The organism is Streptomyces sp. NBC_00663, assembly GCF_036226885.1.
Taxonomy (GTDB): domain Bacteria; phylum Actinomycetota; class Actinomycetes; order Streptomycetales; family Streptomycetaceae; genus Streptomyces.
In genome coordinates, this window is the sequence record NZ_CP109027.1 from 7,070,621 (window position 1) to 7,091,698 (window position 21,078).

A 21,078-nucleotide genomic window follows, 5' to 3' on the forward strand; every position below is an offset into this window, starting at 1 on the left:
CGTCTGCGACAGGGGGTCCCGGCGAGATGTTCGCTGCGTCACACGGATTGGTGTTTCTCATTGCTCTTTCTCAGCGCACAGTAGTCGAGGCGTTTGATGACTAGCCAGTAACCGCAGGTCCGGCCGCCACTGTTCACGTATGCCGCACACGCCTACCCTTGATCGCCATGGCACCCTCACTGCCCGGTAACCGGAGGACACGCGTACATGTGGTCAGCGACGTGCACGGCAACGCCCGTGACCTGGCCCGCGCCGGCGAGGGCGCGGACGCCCTGATCTGCCTGGGTGACCTGGTCCTCTTCCTCGACTACGCCGACCACTCCCGCGGCATCTTCCCCGACCTGTTCGGCACGGAGAACGCCGACCGCATCGTCGAACTGCGCACCGCCCGCCGCTTCGAGGAGGCCCGCGAGTTCGGCGCCCGCCTGTGGGCCGGGATCGGTACGGACCGGGCGAGCGCCATCGAGAAGGCCGTACGCAAGCAGTACGCCGAGATGTTCGCCGCGTTCCCGACACCGACGTACGCCACCTACGGCAATGTCGACATGCCGCCCCTGTGGCCGGAGTACGCCGGGCCGGGCACGACGGTCCTCGACGGCGAGCGGGTGGAGATCGGCGGCCGGACCTTCGGCTTCGTCGGCGGCGGCCTGCGCACCCCCATGCGCACCCCGTACGAGATCAGCGACGAGGAGTACGCGGCCAAGATCGAGGCGGTCGGCGAGGTGGACGTGCTGTGCACCCACATCCCGCCGGACGTGCCGGAGCTGGTCTACGACACCGTCGCGCGCCGCTTCGAGCGGGGGAGCCGGGCGCTGCTGGACGCGATCCGGCGCACCCGGCCCCGGTACGCGCTGTTCGGCCATGTCCACCAGCCCCTCGTCCGCCGCATGCGGATCGGGTCGACCGAGTGCGTCAACGTCGGGCACTTCGCGGGGAGTGGCAGGCCGTGGGCGCTCGAATGGTGACCGGTCGGTGAAGTCGGGCCCCACGTGCGCGGTAGCCTTCACGCTGCACACACGTGCGCACGCTTCATGACCTACCGGCCCGTATCTGGAGGAGCCACGGCGATGGCGGAACACACCAGCTCGAGCATCACGATCGAGGCGGCACCGGCCGACGTCATGGCGGTGATCGCCGACTTCGCCCGCTACCCGGACTGGACCGGCGAGGTCAAGCAGGCCGAGGTCCTCGCGACCGACGCCGCGGGCCGGGCCGAGCAGGTACGGCTCGTGATGGACGCCGGCGCCATCAAGGACGACCAGGTGCTCGGCTACACATGGACCGGCGAGAACGAGGTCTCCTGGACGCTGGTGAAGTCGCAGATGCTGCGCCAGCTGGACGGGTCCTACCTCCTCAAGCCGGCCGGCACCGGGTCGACCGAGGTCACCTACCTCCTGACCGTCGATGTCAAGATCCCGATGCTGGGGATGATCAAGCGCAAGGCCGAGAAGGTCATCATCGACCGTGCGCTGGCCGGGCTGAAGAAGCGGGTGGAATCGGGGGCGAAGTAGGGATTCGCCGCCTGGCGATCTACCGTTCACTCCCATGCGCACCCTCCTGATCACCGGTCCCGGCGGCAGCGGTCGTACGACCCTTGCCGCCGCCACCGCGGTCGCCGCCGCCCGCGCGGGTGACCGGACCCTCCTCCTGAGCGCCGACCGGACCGACAGCCTCGGCGCGGTCCTGGGCGTGGCCACCGGGCCGGCGCCGGTCGAGGTCCGGGACGGGCTCACCGCCTGGCGCCCGGACGCCACCGCCGGTTTCCGGGACGACCTCGCCGGCTTCCAGGAGCGCGCCTCCTCCGTCCTCGACCTGCTCGGCGCCTCCCGCCTCGACCCCGAAGAGGTCACCCCGCTCCCCGGTGCCGAGGAGCTGACCCTCCTGCGTGCCCTGCGGGACGCGGCCCTGTCGGAGCGCCACGACCTCCTCGTCGTGGACCTGCCGCCCACCCCGCAGGCCCTCGCCCTCCTCGCCCTCCCCGAGGAACTGCGCCGCTATCTGCGCCGGCTGCTGCCGCCCGAGCGGCAGGCGGCGCGGGCGCTCAGGCCGATGCTGGGGCGGCTGGCCGGGGTGCCGATGCCGTCGGAGTGGCTGTACGAGACCACCGCGCGCTGGGACATGGAACTCGCCGCCGTCGAGGCCGTCATCGCCGACGGGAAGACCGTCGTACGCCTCGTCGCCGAGCCGGGTCCTTCCGGCGCCGACGCCGTGCGCGACGCCACGCTCGGGCTCGCCCTGCGCGGGCTGCGTCCCGACCACGTGGTCGCCAACCGGGTCCTCCCCGACGCGCCCGCCGACAGCTGGCTCGCCGGGCCCGTCGCCCAGCAGCGCAAGACGCTGGAGGGGTGGCGGGAGTCGTCCGAGGTCGTGGAGATCGCCCACCTCGGACGGGACCCGCGTGGCCTCGACGACCTCGAAGGGCTCGGTGCGCCCGGTGCGCCGGAGACCTCCTCCCGTGTCGAGTGGCCGGTCGCCGACCGGCTGGCCGGGGACGGCGTGCTGGTGTGGCACGTGCCGCTGCCCGGCGCGATACGGGACGAGCTGGACCTCATCCGGCGCGGCGACGAACTCGTCGTCAACGCCGGGCAGTTCCGGCGGATCGTGCCGCTGCCGTCCGCCCTGCGGCGCTGCACCGTCGCCGGGGCCGCGCTGCGGGACGGGGAGCTGTGTGTCCGGTTCGCGCCGGACCCGGAGCTATGGCCGCAGACACGGTGAATCCGGTACGGCCGTTCGGGTAACGTCGGAGAGACGAACCGCAGTCAGGAGTCCGTCATGAGCGAACAGCTCCCGCCGTCAGACGCCGCCGACGAGGCCGTGGACGAGGTTCGGGCCACCGACGCCGACGCCTGGGCGACGGCGTGCGCCGAGGACCTCGCGGAGGAGAAGGCCCGTCGCCGCGCCAACTACGGTCCGCCACCCGGCTCGGCCGCCGAGGAACTGCGCAAGCTGGTCGACGCCGTCACCGACAAGCTGTCCTCGATCCAGTCGCCGCTGTTCGGGGCGGTCGCCGGACCGGCCGCCCAGCAGGTGGTGCAGCAGGTCGTCCAGCAGGCCAAGGCCGCCGTCGAGCCCGTCATCGAACGCAACCCGGACGTCTTCGACCACCTGGCAGCCGCGGGCAACGAACTGCTGGCCGCCTACCGCTCCGCCGTCCAGGCCCAGGAGCAGCGCTGGACCGCTCGCGACACCAAGCCCGGACAGGGCGGCGAGGAGCCTGGTCCGGGGGAGCGCATCGACCTGGACTAGAGCGCCCTCGGGTACGGTGGGCCGTAGCGGGGCTCGACCGAAACTGAGGGATTCATGGGACTCACCATCGGCGTCGACATCGGCGGCACGAAGATCGCGGCCGGCGTGGTCGATGAGGAAGGCAACATCCTCTCGACCTTCAAGGTGCCGACCCCGGGCACGCCCGAGGGCATCGTGGACGCCATCGCCTCCGCCGTCGAGGGCGCACGCGCAGGTCACGAGATCGTCGGCGTGGGCATCGGAGCCGCCGGTTACGTCAACCGGCAGCGCTCGGAGGTCTACTTCGCGCCCAACATCGACTGGCGCAACGAGCCGCTGAAGGAGAAGGTCGAGGCCCGCGTCGGCCTCCCCGTCGTCGTGGAGAACGACGCCAACGCGGCCGCGTGGGGCGAGTACAAGTTCGGCGCCGGCAAGGGCCACCGCAACGTCATCTGCATCACGCTCGGCACCGGCCTCGGCGGCGGCATCATCATCGGCAACAAGCTGCGCCGCGGCCACTTCGGCGTCGCCGCCGAGTTCGGCCACATCCGCATGGTCCCGGACGGGCTGCTGTGCGGCTGCGGTTCGCAGGGCTGCTGGGAGCAGTACGCCTCCGGCCGCGCCCTCGTCCGGTACGCCAAGCAGCGCGCCAACGCCACCCCGGAGCGCGCCGAGGTGCTGCTCGCCCTCGGTGACGGTTCGCCCGAGGGCATCGAGGGCAAGCACATCTCCGTCGCCGCCCGGCAGGGCGACCCGGTCGCCGTCGACTCCTACCGCGAGCTCGCCCGCTGGGCCGGCGCCGGCCTCGCCGACCTCGCCTCCCTCTTCGACCCGTCCGCCTTCATCGTCGGCGGCGGCCTCTCCGACGAGGGTGAACTGGTCCTCGACCCGATCCGCAAGTCGTACAAGCGCTGGCTGGTCGGCGGCAACTGGCGCCCGGTGGCGGATGTCATCGCCGCCCAGCTGGGCAACAAGGCCGGGATGGTCGGCGCCGCGGACCTGGCCAGGGAACCCGACCCGATCATGTAAACAGGCGCCTGGGTGACGTCCCTCAGGGGCGCGGGGAACTGCGCGACCAGCCACATCGAACCGGCACTCGCGCACATACCTCGCGCCCCGAGCTGTCAGGCGCAAAAATCAACGCCATGGCACCTGACGATTCCACCCTCGTCCGAGTCCTGAGCTACAACGTCCGCTCCCTACGCGACGACACCAACGCCCTCGCCAGAGTCATCAAGGCCTGCGAGCCGGATCTCGTCCTCGTCCAAGAAGCCCCCCGCTTCTTCCGCTGGCGCAAGAAACTCGCCCGCCTGGCCCGCGCGGCCGACCTCGTCATCCTCACCGGCGGCGCCACAGCCGCGGGCCCCGCGATCCTCTGCGACCTCCGCGCCACCGTCGAGCGCACCGAGGACGTCCTCCTCCCGCTCACCCCCGGCCAGCACCGCCGGGGCTTCGCGACCGCCGTCGTCCGGTTCGGCAACTCCCGCGTCGGCGTCCTGAGCTGCCACCTCAGCCTTCAGAAGGACGAGCGCTACGAGCAGGCGGGCATGCTCCTCGACCGGCTCGCCGGCATGGGCGTCGAGCACGCCGTCGCGGGCGGCGACCTCAACGAACGCCCCGGCGGCCGTACGTTCCACCGCCTCGCCGAGAACCTCCAGGACTGCTGGGCGACCGCCCCGCTCGGCGGCGAGCACACCTGGGTGCACAGCGAACCCCACCAGCGCATCGACGCGATCTTCGCCACGAAGGGCATCGAGGTGCTCGGCTGCGGGGTGCCGCCGGATCTCCCCGAGACAGACCTGAGGGCGGCCACGGACCACCTTCCGGTCCTGGCCACCCTCAAGATCCCGGCCGGCTAGACGACCGCGCCCCGCCCGGGGTCCTCGTCCTCGTCCTCGTCCGTCCGCATCCGCGTCACCAGCGTCGCGAACCCGCCCAGGAAGCCGCCGATCCCGATGGTGGCGAGCCACCAGGTCATGTCCCAGCGCAGCAGTACCGCCAGCAGGAGGAGCAGCGGGCCGCCCAGCACCCCGAGCCACGCGAACCTGGCCGTGGTGTCGGCGGCGGGCAGCGGCGGCGGCTCCGGCGGGACGAAGTGGCCCTCGTCGTCCTCGTCGAAGTCGTCCTCGGCCGGCTCCGGCGCGGTGTAGTCACGCGGGCCGACACCGGGTGCGAAGGCGACGGAGCTGCCCAGCGGCTTGGCCGACGCCGGCTTCTCGTCCGCCTTCGGCTGCTCGGCGCCGGCGGCGTCCTTCGTGTCGGTGTCGGTGTCGGTGCCGTTGGTCTCCGGCTCCAGCAGCGCCAGGTCCTCCACCGACTTGAACGGCTTGGCGCCCGGCGGGTCCGGCGGCTCCTCGCCGTACCCGGCGACGATCGCCTCCCAGGCGGCGGTCTCGTCGAAGGGGACGTGCTGCTCCTCCGCGCCGAGACCCTCACGGTCGTCGCGGTTCTCCCAGTCCTCCCGGTCCTCGCGGTCCGAGTCGTACTCAGCCACGTACGGCCGTCCCTTCCTTGCTGCCGGTGCCGGCGGCGAGCCGGCCGATGAACGCGGAGCTCTCCTCGAAGATCCGCTCCGCGTCGTGGTCCAACGTCGCGACGTGGTAGCTCTGTTCCAGCACGATCTCTGTTACGTCCGTCGAGGACACCCGGCTCAGCACGCGCGCGGAGTCCGCCGCCGGCACGACGTGGTCCTCGGCGCTGCGCAGCAGCAACAGCGGCTGGGTGACCTGCGGCAGCTCGCCGTCGACCAGCCGGAAGAAGGTCCGCAGGGAGTGCGCGGCGTGCAGCGGCACCCGGTCGTAGCCCAGTTCGTGCCGGCCCTCCTTGGCGATGTCGTCGGCGATGCCCGGCGTCGACCGCAGGAGATGCCGCGCCACCGGAAGGGCGTACGGCGCGAGGCCGTGCATACGGTTCGCCGGGTTGACGACCATGACGCCCCGGACCGCGTCCCCGTGCTTCGCCGCCAGCCGCAGCGCCAGCGCGCCGCCCATCGACAGGCCGGCCACGAACACGTCGGCGCAGCGCTCACGCAGGGCGCGCAGCTCGCGGTCCACCTCCGCGTACCAGTCCTGCCAGCCCGTCAGCTGCATGTCCTCCCACCGGGTGCCGTGTCCCGGCAGCAGGGGCAGCGACACGGTCAGACCGCGCTCGGCGAGGTGCTCCGCCCAGGGGCGCAGCGACTGCGGGGAACCGGTGAAGCCGTGGCAGAGGAGGACACCCGTCTCTCCGCCCTCATGGCGGAACGGCTCGGCTCCAGGGAGGACCGGCACCTTCGGTCTCCTGTTCATGGGGTCGGTTGCAGGAACTTCACCGTACGCGACCGCACTGACACCGACCAGGGTCGTCGGGCCCTTTGAGGGTGCTCCGGGTTAAGGTCTGATCGACAGACACAGGAGGCACTCGGTTGTTGTACGGAACGATGAAGGTCGCCATCGGAGGGCCGCTGAAGGTCGCCTTCAGGCCCTGGGTGGAGGGCGCCGAGAACATTCCGGACCAGGGCCCCGCGATCCTGGCGAGCAACCACCTCTCCTTCTCCGACTCCTTCTTCCTGCCCGCGGTCCTCGACCGCAAGGTCACCTTCATCGCGAAGGCCGAGTACTTCACCACGCCCGGAGTGAAGGGCCGGCTGACGGCCGCCTTCTTCAAGGGGGTCGGCCAGCTCCCCGTGGACCGCTCCGGCGGGCGCGGGGCGGGCGAGGCGGCGATCAAGAGCGGCACAGAGGTCCTGGAGCGCGGTGAGCTGTTCGGGATCTACCCGGAGGGCACGCGCTCGCCCGACGGCCGTCTCTACCGGGGCAAGCCGGGCGGCCTCGCGCGCGTGGCGCTCGCCAGCGGAGCGCCGGTCATCCCGGTTGCCATGATCGACACGGAGAAGATCCAGCCGCCGGGCAAGGTGATGCCCAAGATCATGCGGCCGGGCATCCGCATCGGCAAGCCACTGGACTTCAGCCGGTACCACGGCATGGAGCACGACCGGTTCGTGCTCCGCGCGGTGACCGACGAGGTCATGTACGAGATCATGAAGCTCTCCGGCCAGGAGTACGTCGACATCTACGCGACCGCCGCCAAGCGGCAGATCGCGGAGGCGGCCAAGGCCGAGAAGGAAGCGGAGAAGGCGGCGAAGTCCGCCCTCGCGCAGGCCGAGAAGGAACGCTCCGGGTCCTAGCGGGCGCTCGGGGACGGTGGGGGACGGGTGGGGGACACATGGCCAGGCGTGAGCGTGTCATGAGGATGTCGGTCGAGCTGCCGCTGTGGCGTGCGCTCACCGGCTACCGGGTGCTGACCATGCTGTACGCGGTCGGCCTGTTCGCCACGCAGTACGACGACTACGACCGCCCGGGCATCGCCATCGGCTACTTCGTCGTCCTGTGCGGATGGACGCTCGCCACACTGCCCCGTGTCCAGAACGAGGCGGCCTGCACCAAGCGCTTCCTCGCCGCGGACCTGACCGTCGCGCTCACCGGCATCGTGCTCACCCCGCTGGTGGTCAACGACGCGCACATCGACAGCGGCGGCTCCACGCTGCCGTCGATATGGACCGCCGGTTCGGTCCTCGCATTCGCCATCAAGGGCGGCTGGCGCTGGGCCGCGTTCGCCTCGACGCCGGTCGCCGTCGCCAACCTCATCGAGCGCGGCGCCCCGGCCCGGGACACCATCCACAACGTGATCCTGGTCTGGGTCGCCTCCATCGCCATCGGCTACGTCGTCGAGGTCGCCCGCGCCTCCGAGCGCACCCTCGCCCGCGCCCTGGAGATCGAGGCGGCGACCCGGGAACGGGAGCGGCTGGCCCGGGACATCCACGACAGCGTGCTCCAGGTGCTGGCCATGGTGCAGCGGCGCGGCGCGGTCCTCGGCGGCGAGGCGGCGGAGCTGGGCCGGATGGCGGGCGAGCAGGAGGTGGCGCTGCGCACCCTGGTCTCCGGCGGGCTGACGCGGGTCTCCTGGGCGTCCGAGGACGTGTCCCAGGGGGCGGTCGTACGGGCCGTCGACGAGCCGGATGCCGAGGGTCCCGTCGATCTCCGCGCGCTGCTCGCCCCGTTCGCCGCCGCCAAGGTCAGCTTCGCCGAGCCCGGTGCTCCGGTGGAGCTGCCCCCGGCCGCCGCGAGGGAGCTGGCCGCCGCGGTGGGGGCCACCCTGGACAACGTACGCAAGCATGCGGGGGAGCACGCGTGCGCGTGGATCCTGGTCGAGGACGAGCCCGACGAGGTGATCGTGACCGTACGGGACGACGGGCCCGGCATCCCCGAGGGGCGGCTCGCCCAGGCCGAGGGCGAGGGGCGGATGGGGGTCGCCCAGTCGATCCGGGGGCGGTTGCGCGACCTCGGCGGCAGCGCCGAACTGATCTCGGTGCCCGGGCAGGGCACGGAGGTCGAACTGAAGATACCCAAGGCTTCACGGGGGAAGGCAGGACAGCGATGAGTGACCAGGGCCCGATCAAGGTGATGGTGGTCGACGACCATCCGATGTGGCGCGACGCGGTCGCCCGCGACCTGGGCGAGTCCGGCTTCGAGGTGGTGGCCACCGCGGGCGACGGCGACCAGGCGGTGCGCCGCGCCAAGGCCGCCGGGCCCGATGTGCTCGTGCTCGACCTGAACCTGCCGCTCAAGCCCGGCGTCCAGGTCTGCAAGGAACTCGTCGGCCACAACCCGGCGTTGCGGGTCCTGGTGCTCTCCGCCAGCGGCGAGCACGCGGACGTGCTGGAGGCGGTGAAGTCGGGCGCGACCGGCTATCTGCTGAAGTCGGCGTCCACGGAGGAGCTGCTCGACGCGGTGCGCCGGACGGCGGTGGGTGACCCGGTGTTCACCCCCGGCCTCGCCGGACTGGTCCTCGGCGAGTACCGCCGGCTCGCCTCCGAGCCCGCGCCCGCCGCCGACGCCGACCAGCCCAAGGCGCCCGAACTCACCGACCGCGAGACCGAGGTGCTGCGCCTCGTCGCCAAGGGCCTCAGCTACAAGCAGATCGCCGAGCGTCTGGTCATCTCCCACCGCACGGTCCAGAACCACGTCCAGAACACCCTCGGCAAGCTCCAGCTGCACAACAGGGTGGAGCTGGTCAGGTATGCCATAGAGCGTGGACTTGACGACGAGTAAACCAATGAACCGCTGATTCACCGGAATTGCCCGTCCCGCCCATCCCTGTGTGACCTGGATCACCATTAGCGTGGCCTTCACCAGGCAACCGCGGCGAAGGGACATTTCCATGCGGGTCGGAGTACTGACCGGAGGCGGCGACTGCCCCGGGCTCAACGCCGTCATCCGGGGCATCGTCCGCAAGGGCGTGCAGGAGTACGGCTATGACTTCGTCGGCTTCCGGGACGGCTGGCGTGGGCCCCTGGAGGGCGACAGCGTCCGCCTCGACATCCCCGCCGTGCGCGGCATCCTGCCCCGCGGCGGCACCATCCTCGGCTCCTCGCGCACCAATCCGCTGAAGCAGGAGAACGGCATCCGGCGCATCAAGGAGAACCTCGCCAAGCTGGAGGTCGACGCGATGATCGCGATCGGCGGCGAGGACACCCTGGGCGTGGCCGCGCGGCTCACCGACGAGTTCGGCGTCCCCGTCGTCGGCGTACCGAAGACCATCGACAACGACCTGTCCGCCACCGACTACACCTTCGGCTTCGACACCGCGGTCGGTATCGCCACCGAGGCCATCGACCGCCTCCACACCACCGCCGAGTCCCATATGCGCGTCCTGGTCTGCGAGGTGATGGGCCGGCACGCCGGCTGGATCGCCCTGCACTCGGGCCTCGCCGGCGGCGCCAACGTCATCCTCATCCCCGAGCAGCGCTTCGACCTGGACCAGGTGTGCGCCTGGATCACCTCCCGCTTCAAGGCCTCCTACGCCCCGATCGTCGTCGTCGCCGAGGGCGCCATGCCCAGGGACGGTGACGTGGTCCTCAAGGACGAGTCGCTGGACTCCTTCGGGCATGTGCGCCTGTCCGGGGTCGGCGAATGGCTCGGCAAGGAGATCGAGAAGCGGACCGGCAAGGAGGCCCGGACGACGGTCCTCGGACACATCCAGCGGGGCGGCACGCCCAGCGCCTTCGACCGCTGGCTCGCCACCCGCTTCGGACTGCACGCCATCGAGGCGGTGCGGGACGGCGACTTCGGGAAGATGGTCGCGCTGCGCGGCACGGACATCGTGCGCGTGCCGATCTCCGACGCCACGGCCAGACTGAAGACGGTCGACCCGGAGCTGTACGCGGAGGTCGGGGTGTTCTTCGGCTGACCTTCCCTGTCCGTTGCTCGGCCTGAGAGCGCCGCCGCGGTTTCCGTGGCGGCGTTCGCCGCGTGTGGGCGCGGGTACGAGAGGGGCGGGAGCGGCGGGCGACGGGGGAGGGCCGCATGGTCGGATGGTGGAGCGGGCGGGAGTTACGGGCGCTGCTGGAGCGGCACGAGAAGCAACTCGGCGCCGTATGGCCCGCGTTACGGGACGCCGGTGTGCCGCCGGCTCCGACGCCCGATCAGCTGCTGGGCCTCGCCGAACTGCTGCGGACCGCCGGGAAGTCGGGTGGGGACCGGGGCGCGAAGATCGACAGCACGCCCGAGACCGCGGTGATCATCCTCTCCCTCGCCCTGATCCACCGGCTGCAACCCGCCCTCACGCCGCTCCCGTTGCGCGTCCTGGTCGATCCGGCGGTACGGCTCGACGCCGACGACGTGAACTCCGCGGGCCGACTGACCGCACGGTTCGCGGAGCTGGCCCGGGACGAGCACACCCCGCAGCATCTGCGCCGTTGGTGCGCGGACGCCGCCCTGCTCTGCGGCGCCCGGTGCCTGAGCGGCTCGGCACCCGACGACCCCCGTCTCGGCGGGCTGCACCGGGTCGTCTCGGGCGCCGCCGAACAGCGCTTCGCGCACACCGGTGACGTTGCCGACGAGGACACGGCCCTCGCCCACGCCCGCGCGTCCTACGACCACCGCGCACCCGGCTCCTCCGGCGCCGAGGAGGCCACCCGGCTCGCCCAGTTGCTGGGGCAGCGCTGCTCCCGGCTCAGGGACGCCTCCCCCATGGGCGACGTACCCGACCTCGTCCGGGCCGCCCTCGCCGCGACCGACCCCGCGAGCCCGCACTGGCTGGCGTACGCCGCGACGGCCACCGGCGCGTATGTGACCGCCACCGCCCATGAGAGGCGGAGTGTCGAACTCCTCGACGCCGCCCTGGAGTTGCAGCGCGCGATCCGCAAGCACCCCCACTACGGGATCATCCGCGACCAGATGGAGCCGACCTGCGCCGGACTGCTGGCCCAGCGCTTCGCCCGCCGCCGGGACCGGGAGATCCTCCAGGAGGCCCTGGAGATCTACGAGACGCTGTACGCCGCCCAGCCCCGGCGCTACGCCGCCGACCTCGGCCGGCACCTTCAGTACCGCTACCAGATGCGCGGCGACACCGCCGACCGGCGCCGCGCCCTGGACCTCATGGGGCAGGGCCTGGCCGGGCCGGACCCCTCGCACGAGGCGGTGAGTTCGTACAGCGCCGCCGCGGTGCACGAGTTCCAGGAGACCGGCGACGAGGCGGTGATCGAGCGTGCCCTGGCCGTGGTGACCCCGCTGACCGCCCCCGGCGGCGTGCACGCCGAGACCGCTCCGGCCCACCGCGCCCTCTGCCGGCTGTACCTCATACGCGCCGACAGCGAGACCGCGTTCGACCACGTCCCCGCCGAGGCCGCCGCCCGTCGCGCCCTCTCCCTCGCCCGCTCCGCCACCGACCGGGCGCTGGCCCTGGGCATGCTCGCCGCCGTGCTCGTGTACCGCTACCGCTTCGGCCGCGATCTCGCCGTGCTCGACGAGGCGATCGCCCTCAGCCGCGAGGGCTTGGACGAGCTGCCGGACGAACCCGGCTCCGAGCAGCTGATCAGCATCAAGGGCAGTCTGATCATGGGCCTCTCCGAGCGGCACACCCGCACCGGACACCTCGCCGCGCTGCGCGAGGCGGTCACCGTGGCCGAGGAACTCGCCGTGAACATCCCGCAGTTCGAGGCCGAGACCCCGGTCATCCTCGGCAATGTGGCCACCCTGCTGGTCACGTACGCCCGCCAGAAGGCGGACCGGGGCGGCACCGGCGGAGCCGAACTCGACCGGGCCCAGCGGCTGGTGGAGCGCGCCCTCGCCGGTATCGATCCCGGCCACAACGGCCGGCACCACCTGGTCTCCGCGCTCGGCGGTGTCCTGCTCGCCCGCTTCCAGCAGCCCGGCGCCGGCCTCGACGACGCCGAGACCGCCGTACGCCACTACGAGACGGCCCTCGCCGACCCGCCCGCCGATCCGCTGAACCGCGCTCAGTTGTACGGCAACCTGGGCCACGCCCTGCGCGAGCGCCACCGGCACAGCGGGGACCGCGAGGACCTCGACATCGCCCTCGCCGCCGCCCGCAAGTGCGTACGCCTCGTACCGGCCGGGCATCCGCTGCACGGCGCCGGTCTGGCCGCGGTGTCCTGGGTGCTGCGGGACATCGCCGGCGCGGACGGGGGCTACGACGCGATCAGCGACCAGGCGCTCACCGTCAACGCCGAGCTGGCCGCCGACCCCGCGATGCCCCCGGCCCACAGCGTCGCCGCCTCGGTGCGGCTGGCCGAGGTGGCCCATGAGGTCGGGGACGAGGAGCGGGCGCTCGGCGCGTTGCGGACCGCGATCGACACGCTGCCGCTGGTGGTGTGGCGCGGCGGCGACCGCGACGACCACGAACGGGCGCTCAGCGAAACGGAGTTGGGTTCGTTCGCCGCGACGGTCGCGCTGGCCGCCGGGAAGCCGTACGACGCCCTGGAGCTGCTCGAAGCGGGCCGCGGCCTGCTCGCCGCCCAGGCCCTCGAACTGCGCACCGACACCGACGACCTGGCCGCCGCCCACCCCGAACTCGCCGACCGTTTCGGCGAGATGCGCCGACAGCTCGAACACGCCACAGCCACCGACGACCTCTCCGCCTCCGGCGCCGACCGCCGCCACCGGCTGGCCCGCGAGTGGCAGGAGACCCTGGCGGACATCCGGACCCGCCCCGGCTTCGCCGACTTCCTGCGCCCGCCCAGAGCCGGCCGGCTGCTGTCCGCGGGCGCGCACGGACCGGTCGTCGTCGTCACCGTCGGCCGACGGGGCACCGGACACGCCCTGCTCCTCGACGACACCGGCCTCAACGTCTGCCCGCTGCCCGGGCTCACCCATCAAGAGGCCCGGGAACGCAGCGAGTTGCTGTTCCAGGCGGTCGCCGCGGCCGGCCGTTCCGGACTGGCCCGCGCCTTCGCCGAGCAGTCCGTCGCCGACCTCCTCGACTGGCTGTGGACCACGATCGCCGAGCCGGTCCTCGACACCCTCGGCATCACCGGGCCGCCCCCGCCCGGCGAGGAGCCGCCCCGCCTGTGGTGGTGCCCCTCCGGGCCGCTGACCTTCCTGCCCCTGCACGCCGCGGGCGCCGTGCCCGACCGGGTCGTCTCCTCGTACACCCCGAGCCTCGCGGCCCTGCTGCGGGCGCGCGGCCGGAGCAGCCCCGCGGATCGAGACCCGCTGATCGTCGCCGTGCCGGAACTGGACGGCCAGGCCCCGCTGCCGGGCGCCCTGAGGGAGGCCGAACTGGCCCATCGGGTTGCCGGCGGCGTGCTGTGGCGAGGGGAGGAAGTACGGGCCGAGGCCGTGCGGAACGCGCTGCACGCCCACCCCTGGGTCCACTTCGCCTGCCACGGCGTCCAGGACCCGGAACGTCCGTCCCAGGGGCGGCTGTTGCTGCCCGACGGCGCCCTGTCCGTCCTCGACGTCACCCGACTCCACCTGCCCGCCGCCGAGTTCGCCTACCTCTCCGCCTGCGAGACCGCCGTCGGCGGCGCCCGCCTCCCCGACGAGGCGCTGCATCTCGCGGGCTCCCTCCAACTCGCCGGGTTCTCCCAGGTGATCGGCACGCTGTGGCGGGTGGACGACGACTCGTCCGCGGAGATCGCCGCGCAGGTCTACGGTCGGCTGTCCACCGCCGGTCCGGGGGCACCGCCTGCCGCGCGAGCCCTGTGGCACGCCGTACGGCAGGTGCGGGAGCGGTGGCCACAACAGCCGTTGAGCTGGGCCGCGCATGCGCATTCGGGGGCGTGAGGGGCGTGGACGGCTCTACGATCGATCCCGTGGAACCAGCCGACAGTGATCTGCACGCCGAATTCTGCCGGGAGTTGGCGACCTTCCGGCTCCTCAGCGGGTCCCGGCGCGCGGCCCTTGAACAGGCGGTACGACGGTTGCGCGAGGGGGCGGCCATCGACGAGGTCCTCGACGGCCTCGGGTTCGGTCTTCTGGACCGGCAGAACCTCCGCGGGGGCCTCCCCACCCGGGCCGCGGACACCCCCGGCCCACCCGTCCCCGGCACCTACCTCTGCCCCGTCGGCGCCTGCCACCGCACGGAGAAGCGGTACGCCGGCCACGGCCCACCCGAGTGCCTGGTCCACGAACGCGTCCTGACCTTCGTACCGGACGCCTGAGGACCGGCCGGTGACGGGGTTCCTCGCCGAGCTGGGCCGGAAGCTGGCCGAGCGCTGGTTCACGCTGCTGGTCCTGCCCGGGCTGGCCTATCTCCTCGTCGCCGCCGCGGCGTTCCGGCTCGGCCACCGCGACTGGCACGACGGGCGTGAGCTGTGGGACGGCTTCACCGCGCTCACCGAGGCCGGCGACCCCGGCCGCCAGGACGCCCTCGCGATGCGGGCGGTCCTGCTGGTCCTGGCCGCGGTACCGGTCTCGGCCGCGCTGGGCGTGCTGGCCCAGGCGCTGGCGGGCCCGGTCGAGCGTGCCCTCTGCGGCCCCTGGCCGCGCCCCTTCGCCGGCCTCTCCACCCGCCGGACCCGCCTGCGCGCCGACGCCTGGACCGCCGAGGACACCGCCTACCGCGAGCACCGCGACCCGGAGCGAGCCGCCCGCCGCAACGCCCTCTCCCTCATCCCGCCCGAGCACCCCACCCGCCTCGGCGACCGCCTCCGCGCCCCCGCCGTCCGCCTCCGCCAGGAGTACGGCATCGACCTCGCCACCGTCTGGCCACGCCTCTGGCTCCTCCTCCCGACCCCCACCCGCGACACCCTCACCGAGGCCCGCGGCCGTCTCGACACGGCGTTCACGCTCGGCGGCTGGGCGGTCCTCTATCTGGCGCTCGCCGCGCGCTGGTGGCCGGCCGTCCTGATCGCCCTGCTCGTCGCCGCCGTCGCCCGGCGCCGCGCCACCGTCGCCGCCGAGGTGTACGCCGAACTGGTCGAGGCCACCGTCGACCTCCACCTCGACCGCCTGCACACCCGCCTCGCCGAACCCCGCCCGTCCCCGCAGCAGGGCCGGGCCCTCACCGAGCGGCTCCGCAGAGGTCTGTGAACGCCGCCGGACGTATATTCGGCCCATACCCCACCAGAACGGGAGCTGCCGTGGAGATCCTCGCCTTCGGTGTCCAGGCCGACGAGAAGCCCCTGATCAAGCACGCCTTCCGGGACCACCACGAGGTCCGCTGCCTGGACGTCTTCCTCAACGAGGACACCGCCCTCATCGCCGCCGGGTACGAGACCATCTCCACCAGCGTCAACGCCGAGCTGGGCCCCCGCGTCCTGGAGGTCCTGGCGGCCGGCGGCACCCGGATGATCGCCCAGCGCTCCACCGGCTTCAACAACATCGACCTCAAGGTCGCCGAGCGGCTCGGCATGACGGTCGCCCGGGTCTCGTACTACTCGCCGTACTCGGTCGCCGAGTTCGCCTGGACCCTCGCCATGGCGGTCAACCGCCGGATCGTCCGCGCCTCCACCCGCACCCGCGACTTCGACTTCCGCCTCGACGGCCTGATGGGCCGCGACCTGCGCGGCCGCACCGTCGGCGTCCTCGGCACCGGCAAGATCGGCGAGGCCTTCACCCGCATCGCCCACGGCTTCGGCATGCGGCTGCTCGGCTGGGACGTCGCCGAGAACCCCGCCTGCCTGGAACTCGGCATGAAGTACGTCCCCAAGGACCAGCTCCTCGCCGAGTCCGACCTGATCACCCTTCACGTCCCGCTGATGCCGGAGACCCGGCACCTCATCGACGCCGCCGCCCTGCGCGCGATGCGGGACGACGCGATCCTCGTCAACTCCAGCCGCGGCGGTCTCATCGACACCGCCGCCCTGGTCACCGAGCTGCGCGCGGGCCGCTTCTCGGGCGTCGGCCTCGACGTGTACGAGGCGGAGGCGGGCCTGTTCTTCCTCGACAAGTCCCTGGAGGCCATCGAGGACGACACCCTGGCCCGCCTGGTCACCTTCCCGAACGTCCTGGTCACGTCCCATCAGGCGTACTACACCGAGGACGCCGTCGGCCAGATCGTCGACGCCACGGTGCGGAACGTCCTCGACTACAAGGCCGGCCGCCGCTCGGAGAACGTGCTGGTGCCGCGCAGCTGAGCCATCAACTCCCGTACGACAGCGGCCCCGTTCAGTGTCAGCACCGACTCCGGGTGGAACTGCACACCGGCGAAGCCGGGTCCGCGCAGCGCGTGCACCTCGTACGACCCGCTCCGGCTCACCTCGACCTCGTGCGCGGCAAGCTCCGCCGCCGTCTCGTCGTCGCAGCGCGCCACGAAGCTGTTGTAGAAGCCGACGGTCTCCTCCCGCCCGAACAGATCGACCCTCGTCTGCGCCCCCTGGTACGGCACTTCCTTCCGTACGATCTCCAGCCCCAGCTCCGCCGCGATCAGTTCGTGCCCGAGGCACACGCCGAGCACACCGTGCCGGTGCTCACGGACGACATGGGCGGCGAGATCGCGCAGGAAACGCATCTTCGGGTCGGTGAGGTCGGACGGGTCGCCCGGTCCGGGGCCGAGCACCACCGGGCCCTCGTGCGCGACGACCGCCGCACGCAGACCGGGCTCGTCGTAGCGCCGGACGGTGACGTCGAGGCCGCTGGAGCGCAGCACGTGCGCCAGCATCGCGGTGAAGGTGTCCTCGCCGTCGACGACGAGGGCGTGACCGGTGAGTTCCTCGGTCCGGTCCTGCATCCGCAGCCAGAACGGGGCGAGAGACGCCCGGCGCCCGTCGAGCGCGGCACGCACGCGTGGGTCGTCGGTCAGCCGGGGGCGCGCCTCCTGCGTGCGCGGGCGGGACGGTCGTACGCCCAGGGCCGCCAGTACCCCCGCCGCCTTCGCGTGGGTCTCCGCGACCTCGCCCGCCGGGTCCGAACCGCGGACCAGGGTCGCGCCGACCGGGACGCGGAGGCGTCCGTCGGGGGCGATGTCGGCGGTGCGGATCAGGATCGGGGAGTCCAGGGTCTGCGCCCCGCCCGAGTCCCGGCCGAGCAGCGCCAGGGCGCCCGCGTAGTAGCCGCGCCCGCCGACCTCGTGCCGCTCGATGACCCGGCAGGCGTTCTGCACCGGCGACCCGGTGACGGTCGCCGCGAACATGGTCTCGCGCAGCACCTCCCGCACATCCAGCGAGGACTTCCCGCGCAGCTCGTACTCGGTGTGCGCGAGGTGGGCCATCTCCTTCAGCCGCGGCCCGATCACCACCCCGCCCCTGTCGCCGACCGTGCACATCATCTTGAGCTCCTCGTCGACGACCATCGACAGCTCCTCGATCTCCTTGCCGTCGGCGAGGAAGTCCAGCAGGTGCTCGGGGGTGGGGCCCTCGGCGGGATAGCGGTACGTCCCGCTGATCGGGTTCATCACGACCGTGCCGCCGGACATCCGGACGTGCACCTCGGGACTGGCGCCGACGAGGGTGCGGTCGCCGGTGTGGACGACGAAGGTCCAGTAGGCGCCCCGCTCTCCCTCCAGGAGCCGCCGGAACAGGGCGAGCGCGTCGGCTCTTCCGAACCCCGGGATCTCACCCTCGTACGTCCGCCGGATCACGAAGTTCGCGCCCTCGCCCCGCCCGATCTCCTCCCGCAGCACCCGGCCGACGATCTCGCCGTACTCCTCGTCGGCGACGTCGAAGCCGCCGTTCTCGACGCGGACGTCATGGGCGGGCAGCTGCTCCAGTGCCGCGGTGAGCGGGACGGTGTGCGTCTCCTCGGGGACCAGCACCGCCAGCGGCGTCCCGTCGTCCCGCACGTCGAAGCCGCGTTCGCGGATCTGCCGGAAGGGGATGAGGGCGAGGCCCTCGTCGGGGAGGTCGGCGAGGCGGTCGTACGAGGAGACCGGGCCGAGGAACACCTCGACGGTGTTCTCGGCGTGCCCCGGCGTACGGCGGCGCAGCAGGGCGAACGGGCGGTCGTCGTGCAGGAGCTGGGTCAGGTCCATGGCGGTTCCTCGGCTGTCGATGATGTCGATGGAGAGGAACGACCCCGGAAACGCCGAAGGCCGCCCCTCGGGCGGCCTTCGCGAAGTCTTGCGTACGCGCAGTCAGTGGGCCGCCGGATGAGCGGTCCACCACCAGTTCTGGGTCGAGTGCGCGAACATGCGACGCACCCTATCCCATGTCCGTTCTCTGTACCCCGTGTCTCATTTGCTGGGCATACGGCGGGAGCCGTGACACGACCCCGTAATGTTGAGGCCGTGACCGTGAACGCTAAGACCAGCGCGAGCGCTGGCAACACCTGGCGAGACCTGCCCGCGGCGCAGCAGCCCGAGTACCCCGACACCGAGGCTCTGCGCGCAGTCGTTGCGGAGCTGGAGTCGTATCCGCCGCTCGTCTTCGCGGGCGAGTGCGACCAGCTGCGCGCCCGGATGGCGTCCGTCGCCAAGGGAGAGGCGTTCCTCCTCCAGGGCGGCGACTGCGCCGAGGCCTTCGACGCCGTGTCCGCCGACCACATCCGCAACAAGCTCAAGACCCTGCTCCAGATGGGCGCCGTGCTGACGTACGCCGCCTCGGTGCCGGTCGTGAAGGTCGGCCGCATCGCCGGCCAGTACTCCAAGCCGCGCTCCAAGGGCACCGAGACCCGCGACGGCGTGACCCTGCCGACCTACCGCGGCGACTCGGTCAACGGCTTCGACTTCAACGAGAAGGCCCGCATCCCGGACCCCGAGCGCCTGAAGCGGATGTACAACGCCTCCGCCTCCACGCTCAACCTGGTGCGCGCCTTCACCACCGGCGGCTACGCCGACCTGCGCCAGGTGCACGCCTGGAACCAGGACTTCGTGAAGTCGTCTCCCTCCGGCCAGCGCTACGAGCAGCTCGCCCGGGAGATCGACAACGCGCTGAACTTCATGCGGGCCTGCGGCACCGACCCGGAGGAGTTCAAGACCGTCGAGTTCTACTCGTCGCACGAGGCGCTGCTGCTCGACTACGAGTCGGCCCTCACCCGCGTGGACTCGCGCACGGGCAGCCTGTACGACGTCTCCGCGCACATGGTGTGGATCGGTGAGCGCACCCGGCAGCTGGACCACGCGCACATCGAGTTCGCCTCGAAGATCCGCAACCCGATCGGTATCAAGCTCGGCCCGACCACCACGGCCGAGGAGGCGCTTCAGTACATTGAGCGCCTCGACCCGGACCGCGAGCCGGGCCGCCTCACCTTCATCGTGCGCATGGGCGCGGACAAGGTCCGCGACAAGCTGCCCGAGCTGGTCGAGAAGGTCACCGCCTCCGGTGCGACCGTCGCGTGGATCACCGACCCGATGCACGGCAACACCTACGAGGCGGCCTCCGGTCACAAGACCCGCCGCTTCGACGACGTGCTGGACGAGGTCAAGGGCTTCTTCGAGGTCCACAAGGCGCTGGGCACCCACCCGGGCGGCATCCACGTGGAGCTCACCGGTGACGATGTCACCGAGTGCGTGGGTGGCGGCGACGAGATCTTCGTCGACGACCTGCACCAGCGCTACGAGACGGCCTGCGACCCCCGGCTGAACCGCAGCCAGTCGCTTGACCTGGCGTTCCTCGTCGCGGAGATGTACAGGGACCAGTAAGGGTTTCGCCTGTTACCAGGGCATGCAGTGGGGCGCGGATCACATACGATCCGCGCCCCACTGCACTTTTGTGGCTCCCGCATGGCGGGTAAGGTTAGGTTAGCCTCACCGATCAACGGGGATGGCAAGACCGATCAATCCCGTCGGGAGGTGACCCGCGTGTACGTGTGCAGTTGCTTCGGGGTCACCGAGCAGCAGGTGAAGAAGCACGCGGCGGACGGTGCCTGCACCCCCCGCCAGATAGCCTCCGCCTGCAAGGCGGGCACGGACTGCGGTTCCTGTGTACGCCGTATCCAGGCGATCCTGGGCCGGGGTGCCTGTCCGCGACGCGAGCTGGCCGACCAGGGTATGCCGGTCCTCGCCGAGGTGGCCGAGGCCGAGGTTCTGGAAGAGGCCGCCTAGCCCTTCGCGGCGGCTCAGCTCTCCGGCTGCTCGATCAGCTGGGCGATGTAGAGCGCCTCACCGAGCTTCTCCAGAAGCTCCAGCTGCGTGTCGAGATAGTCGATGTGGTGCTCCTCGTCCTCAAGGATCGACTCGAAGATGTTCGCCGACGTGATGTCGCCCTTGGCGCGCATCACCTCGATCCCGCGCTTGAGGCGGTCGATGGCCTCGACCTCGACCTGCCGGTCGGCCTCGAACATCTCCTTGACCGTCTGCCCGACCCGGACATGGAACAGGCGCTGGTAGTTCGGCAGCCCCTCCAGGAACAGGATCCGGTCGGTGAGCACCTCGGCGTGCTTCATCTCGTCGAACGACTCGTGGCGGGTGTACTTCGCGAGCTTCGTCCAGCCGAAGTTCTCCTGCATCTTCGCGTGCAGGAAGTACTGGTTGATCGCGGTGAGCTCGCCGGTGAGCTGCTCGTTGAGGAATTCGATGACCTCGGGGTCGCCCTGCATCGCAGAGGCTCCTTCCAAAGGGGGAACTGGCAGGTTGCGCCGCATCCTTGCACCGTCACCGAAGATCGTCCAGTAAGTCTTTGCTTAGTAAGTAAGTGCATGCTTAGTCCGGTTTGAGATGTATCGGGGTGGGGTTGGTCAGGTGCACCGCCCCAGG

Annotated in this window: 21 protein-coding genes; 16 read left to right on the plus strand and 5 right to left on the minus strand. The window is 71.7% G+C overall.

Annotated features, from left to right (window positions below; all coding sequences use genetic code 11):
* The first annotated feature begins 167 nt into the window (after nt 1–167).
* The 6 genes from OG866_RS31980 to OG866_RS32005 all read left to right on the plus strand — a co-directional run bounded on the left by OG866_RS31980 (nt 168) and on the right by OG866_RS32005 (nt 5,084).
* On the plus strand, nt 168–965 hold the full coding sequence (locus OG866_RS31980) for a metallophosphoesterase family protein (RefSeq protein ID WP_329340085.1): 798 nt from the start codon (nt 168–170) through the stop codon (nt 963–965).
* Between the two features lie 102 nt (nt 966–1,067).
* The gene (locus tag OG866_RS31985) at nt 1,068–1,511 is read left to right on the plus strand and encodes an SRPBCC family protein (protein ID WP_329340086.1); all 444 of its coding nucleotides are present in this window, start codon (nt 1,068–1,070) and stop codon (nt 1,509–1,511) included.
* A 34-nt stretch (nt 1,512–1,545) separates the two neighbouring features.
* On the plus strand, nt 1,546–2,715 hold the full coding sequence (locus tag OG866_RS31990; RefSeq protein ID WP_329340088.1) for an ArsA family ATPase: 1,170 nt from the start codon (nt 1,546–1,548) through the stop codon (nt 2,713–2,715).
* Nucleotides 2,716–2,772: 57 nt separating this feature from the next.
* Nucleotides 2,773–3,246, plus strand: a complete 474-nt coding sequence (locus tag OG866_RS31995) for a DUF5304 domain-containing protein (protein WP_329340090.1) — start codon at nt 2,773–2,775, stop codon at nt 3,244–3,246.
* 54 nt (nt 3,247–3,300) lie between these two features.
* Complete coding sequence (locus tag OG866_RS32000; RefSeq protein WP_329340091.1) at nt 3,301–4,254, plus strand: ROK family glucokinase; 954 nt, start codon at nt 3,301–3,303, stop codon at nt 4,252–4,254.
* A gap of 116 nt (nt 4,255–4,370) precedes the next feature.
* Complete coding sequence (locus OG866_RS32005) at nt 4,371–5,084, plus strand: endonuclease/exonuclease/phosphatase family protein (RefSeq protein WP_329340093.1); 714 nt, start codon at nt 4,371–4,373, stop codon at nt 5,082–5,084.
* Here the strand turns inward: OG866_RS32005 and OG866_RS32010 are convergent.
* Both OG866_RS32010 and OG866_RS32015 read right to left on the minus strand, forming a co-directional pair.
* The gene (locus OG866_RS32010; protein ID WP_329340095.1) at nt 5,081–5,719 is read right to left on the minus strand and encodes a hypothetical protein; all 639 of its coding nucleotides are present in this window, start codon (nt 5,717–5,719) and stop codon (nt 5,081–5,083) included. The two genes, OG866_RS32005 and OG866_RS32010, sit on opposite strands and share 4 nt — an antisense overlap.
* Nucleotides 5,712–6,494: an alpha/beta hydrolase gene (locus OG866_RS32015; RefSeq protein WP_329344400.1), complete on the minus strand. Its 783-nt coding sequence runs from the start codon at nt 6,492–6,494 to the stop codon at nt 5,712–5,714. The genes OG866_RS32010 and OG866_RS32015 overlap by 8 nt, the downstream gene beginning before the upstream one ends.
* Before the next feature lie 149 nt (nt 6,495–6,643).
* On the opposite strand from OG866_RS32015, the gene OG866_RS32020 reads away from it, so the two are divergent.
* The 8 genes from OG866_RS32020 (at nt 6,644) to OG866_RS32055 (ending at nt 16,585) form a co-directional block, all read left to right on the plus strand.
* Nucleotides 6,644–7,390 (plus strand): lysophospholipid acyltransferase family protein, encoded by a 747-nt coding sequence (locus OG866_RS32020; protein WP_329340096.1) that lies wholly within the window; start codon nt 6,644–6,646, stop codon nt 7,388–7,390.
* A 38-nt stretch (nt 7,391–7,428) separates the two neighbouring features.
* A complete protein-coding gene (macS, locus tag OG866_RS32025; RefSeq protein ID WP_329340097.1) occupies nt 7,429–8,643 on the plus strand; it encodes a MacS family sensor histidine kinase in 1,215 nt (404 codons plus the stop codon).
* The gene (locus OG866_RS32030) at nt 8,640–9,314 is read left to right on the plus strand and encodes a response regulator transcription factor (RefSeq protein WP_329340098.1); all 675 of its coding nucleotides are present in this window, start codon (nt 8,640–8,642) and stop codon (nt 9,312–9,314) included. Before macS ends, OG866_RS32030 begins: the two co-directional genes overlap by 4 nt.
* 109 nt (nt 9,315–9,423) lie before the next feature.
* Entirely contained in the window at nt 9,424–10,452 is a 1,029-nt protein-coding gene (locus OG866_RS32035; RefSeq protein WP_329340100.1) for a 6-phosphofructokinase, read from the plus strand.
* A gap of 116 nt (nt 10,453–10,568) precedes the next feature.
* Nucleotides 10,569–14,291, plus strand: coding sequence for a CHAT domain-containing protein (locus OG866_RS32040; protein ID WP_329340102.1), 3,723 nt, complete (start codon nt 10,569–10,571; stop codon nt 14,289–14,291).
* Between the two features lie 29 nt (nt 14,292–14,320).
* A complete protein-coding gene (locus tag OG866_RS32045) occupies nt 14,321–14,668 on the plus strand; it encodes a hypothetical protein (RefSeq protein ID WP_329340104.1) in 348 nt (115 codons plus the stop codon).
* A gap of 10 nt (nt 14,669–14,678) precedes the next feature.
* The gene (locus OG866_RS32050; protein ID WP_329340106.1) at nt 14,679–15,539 is read left to right on the plus strand and encodes a hypothetical protein; all 861 of its coding nucleotides are present in this window, start codon (nt 14,679–14,681) and stop codon (nt 15,537–15,539) included.
* A gap of 50 nt (nt 15,540–15,589) precedes the next feature.
* Complete coding sequence (locus OG866_RS32055; RefSeq protein ID WP_329340107.1) at nt 15,590–16,585, plus strand: 2-hydroxyacid dehydrogenase; 996 nt, start codon at nt 15,590–15,592, stop codon at nt 16,583–16,585.
* Here OG866_RS32055 and OG866_RS32060 read toward each other — a convergent pair.
* Together OG866_RS32060 and OG866_RS45290 are read right to left on the minus strand one after the other, a co-directional pair.
* Nucleotides 16,537–18,417, minus strand: coding sequence for an anthranilate synthase family protein (locus tag OG866_RS32060; RefSeq protein WP_329340108.1), 1,881 nt, complete (start codon nt 18,415–18,417; stop codon nt 16,537–16,539). The genes OG866_RS32055 and OG866_RS32060 overlap by 49 nt on opposite strands.
* A 102-nt stretch (nt 18,418–18,519) precedes the next feature.
* On the minus strand, nt 18,520–18,576 hold the full coding sequence (locus OG866_RS45290) for a trp operon leader peptide (RefSeq protein WP_071528813.1): 57 nt from the start codon (nt 18,574–18,576) through the stop codon (nt 18,520–18,522).
* A 96-nt stretch (nt 18,577–18,672) separates the two neighbouring features.
* Here OG866_RS45290 and OG866_RS32065 point away from each other — a divergent pair, with 96 nt between their 5' ends.
* Together OG866_RS32065 and OG866_RS32070 are read left to right on the plus strand one after the other, a co-directional pair.
* Entirely contained in the window at nt 18,673–20,025 is a 1,353-nt protein-coding gene (locus OG866_RS32065; protein ID WP_329340110.1) for a class II 3-deoxy-7-phosphoheptulonate synthase, read from the plus strand.
* Between the two features lie 150 nt (nt 20,026–20,175).
* Nucleotides 20,176–20,427: a (2Fe-2S)-binding protein gene (locus tag OG866_RS32070; protein ID WP_329340112.1), complete on the plus strand. Its 252-nt coding sequence runs from the start codon at nt 20,176–20,178 to the stop codon at nt 20,425–20,427.
* A gap of 14 nt (nt 20,428–20,441) precedes the next feature.
* On the opposite strand, the gene bfr is transcribed toward OG866_RS32070, so the two are convergent.
* A complete protein-coding gene (bfr, locus tag OG866_RS32075; RefSeq protein ID WP_280857044.1) occupies nt 20,442–20,921 on the minus strand; it encodes a bacterioferritin in 480 nt (159 codons plus the stop codon).
* Nucleotides 20,922–21,078: the final 157 nt, after the last annotated feature.